This window comes from Streptacidiphilus jeojiense (assembly GCF_000719095.1).
Classification (GTDB): Bacteria; Actinomycetota; Actinomycetes; order Streptomycetales; family Streptomycetaceae; genus Streptacidiphilus; species Streptacidiphilus jeojiensis.
On record NZ_JOEH01000069.1, the window covers coordinates 1 to 2,859 of the forward strand.

The following is a 2,859-nucleotide window of genomic DNA, read 5'->3' on the forward strand; positions in this document are numbered from 1 at the left end:
CCTCACCAGCGCATGTGGAGGTTGTCGAGGGCGGTGTGTTGTTCGGGGGTGAGTTTGGTGCGGCGGGATCGCATGTTCATGATCCATACGCCGAGTTTCACGGTGGTGCCGTCGTCGAGGTCCTGGGTGTCGCCTCGTTTGACTGCGGCGATGGTGCCGCCGTGTTTGGCTGCCCAGGTGGTGGCGGCGGCGAGGCCGGTGGTGAAGCGTTCGGCTTGGCTGCGGCTGGCGGCCGGCGCAGGGCCGGGCTGCAGGGGAGCGGTGAGGCCCAGCTGTGTAAGGAGTTCCTGCTGCTCCTCTGCGAGCTGGTTCCATTTGGCTTGTTGGGTGCGGGTCCAGGTGCCGAGGTCTTCGCCGGCGACGAGGTGTCCGGCGGGCAGGTCGGTCAGGGTGCCGCCGTTGTGGATGTGGGCTTGGGCGGTGCGGAAGGTCCTTTGCCAGGCGAGTGGCCATGGTGGGCACCACCAGGGGTCGATCTGTTCCAAGGCCGTGCGGCGGGCCTCGGTCAGGGCTCCGGCTCCGCTGGGGCGTGCGGCGGCGGAGCGGGTGTCGGCGAGGAAGCGGCCGATGGGGGTGCCGTCCCAGGTGGCGGTGACCGGTGCGTTGAGGTGTCCGCCGTTGGCGCCGGCCCAGGCGCGGGCGGCGTTGAGGTTGGCTTGCCAGGCGGCTTCGTGGGCGGACCAGACCATGCCGAGTTCTTCGAGGCGTTCTTGGCGTGAGGGCAGGAGGGTGCCTTTGGCGCAGGCGGCGCGCTGATCGGCGATGAATCGGCCCAGGGGGTAGTCCGAGGGTCCGGGCTCGGTGGCATGGGTAGGGACGGCGAGCGAGCCGAAGGCCTGGTGCCAGCGCCTGGCGGCGGAGTAACCCCGCAGCCAGGACTGCGCCTCGGGAGACAGGACGCGCAGCTGGACTGCGGCGGCGACCTCGGCTGCCGAGTGCTGTCCGCCGGCGAACTTGAGCACCGCCCGCAGCACCGGCGCCGTGCCCCCGCCATCGGGCTGCTCCTGGGCCTGTCCGTCGTCCTCTAGCGGGTTGGGCTGCTGTGTATGCAAGCGCTGCTGAGGTACGGCGAGTCCTTCGACGAGGTCGCAGTCGTGGGCTCGGAGGCCTTGGAGCACGCTCAGGAGGGGGCCGAAGGCCGGGTCGGAGACCATGTCCCCGCCGACAGCGTCCTCGATGGTGCCGGTGCCTGCTGTGCGGACGATGACGGGCACGATGATGCTGGCGGTCTTGCCTTGACCGGGTTGCTGGCGAAGGGCGCGTCCGATGGCCTGGACGAGGTCGACGACGGAGCCTTTGGGGTCGTTCATCAGGACGGCGTCGCTTTTGCCGTCGACTCCCTCCCCCAGGACGCGGCAGTTGGCCAGGACCGCGGGCCGGGGTGTGCCGCCGGGGCGGGGGGAGTCGAAGTCGTCCAGGACGGTGCGGCGGTGACGGGCCGTGTGCTCCCCGGAGAGCCACCGGGCCCAGACCCCGTCCGGGAACATCGCGGCGAGGTCCTCGTCGGCGGCGACACGTCGGGGGAGCGTTGAAGCAAATACCTCCGCATCGGAAATACGGTTGTGAAACGAGATGACCTTGTTCAGGGATTCGTCCCGCATGGCTTTCAGCAGGGCGATCTGGACGGCCGCCAGGCGTGCTTCCCGGGCCGTTTCGTCGTCGGTCTCGAGCAGGGTGTGCAGGATGGGGTCGGCGATCTCCAGGGCGATGATCTGGTACCGGGCCAGGATCCCGAGCTCCTGGCAGCGCGCCAGGGTGAGCGTGCCGTTGGCGACGGGCCCGAACACTTTCGGGTCGTCCATGGACATGGCCAGCCCCCGCGGCCGGGACTCGGTACCCGGCTCCCGGGCCGGCAGCGCGTCACTGCCGGCCCCGTCAGGCTCGGGGATGTTCCAACAACGCGGGGTGGCGGTCATATACAGGCGCCGCAGTGCGGGGACCTGCGTGTTGTCGTGGACCGCGGCCCAGGCCTTCATCCCCGAGCCACTGGTGCGGTGCGCCTCATCGACCACCAGGGCGCCCCAGGGCCTGACAGCCGGGATGCCCAGGCCACCGACGTGCGCACCGACCACCGTCGGCAGTGAGGCGTACGTCCCGAACACCGTCACCGGCACCCCCGGCCCGGCCCGGCCCAACCAAAACCCCAACCGTGCCGCACTCGTGGTGCACAGCACCCCCACGGCCGGCTCGTGGTCCGCCAGCGAGCACACCGCGTACATCGCCCCGCTGCGCCCGGCCGCGCGCCAGGTCTCGATCGTCTGGCCCAGCAGGTCCAGGGTAGGGACCAGGACCAGGACGGCACCCTTGCGGGCCAGACGGATGCACGCGTGGGCGGACATGAAGGTCTTGCCGGTTCCGCACGCCGCGATCAGCTGGGCCCGCAGTCCATCAGCCGGGAGGTCCTCACCCGGACGGGCCGTCAGGAACCGCACCACGTCACTGACCGGCTCCACCTGATAATCGCGAAGACCCGTCACAGAATTCCCTTCAAGAGCCCGAGGCACCAACCCTGGGGATGCCCATATTTTCGTAATCCTCGTATGCTGAAAGTCTGATGCAGAGAATCTATTGCTCTCATCACGAAACCCCGCCAGGGTACACCCCCACAAGACGAACCCGCACCCGAACACCACGCCGCACCCCGAAGCCCCAGTCGCCGGCCCCGGTAAGCGAAGCGTCCGGGGCATCAGTCAAGGCGAAGCCGCAGACAATTGTGCCAAGCGAAGCGCGGCACAATCACGCCGAAGCGAAGCGAAGGCGTGGGTCAGCGAAGCTGACCCACCGTCACGCGCGAAGCGCGTGCCCCCCGCCGCGAAGCGGCGGGGGTTCGCTTGCACCGCGCGCAGCGCGGTGGTACCC

Annotated in this window: 1 protein-coding gene; it reads right to left on the reverse strand. The window is 69.6% G+C overall.

Features of this window, described 5'->3' with window-relative positions; genetic code table 11:
- Positions 1-2 precede the first annotated feature (2 nt).
- On the reverse strand, positions 3-2,687 hold the full coding sequence (locus IF29_RS0140965; RefSeq protein WP_084715568.1) for a DEAD/DEAH box helicase: 2,685 nt from the start codon (positions 2,685-2,687) through the stop codon (positions 3-5).
- Between the last annotated feature and the right edge of the window lie 172 nt (positions 2,688-2,859).

Bases quoted from the DNA above. Each gene is read 5' to 3' on its own strand.
- IF29_RS0140965 (WP_084715568.1), bottom strand. From the start codon at position 2,687: ATGCCCCGGACGCTTCGCTTACCGGGGCCGGCGACTGGGGCTTCGGGG.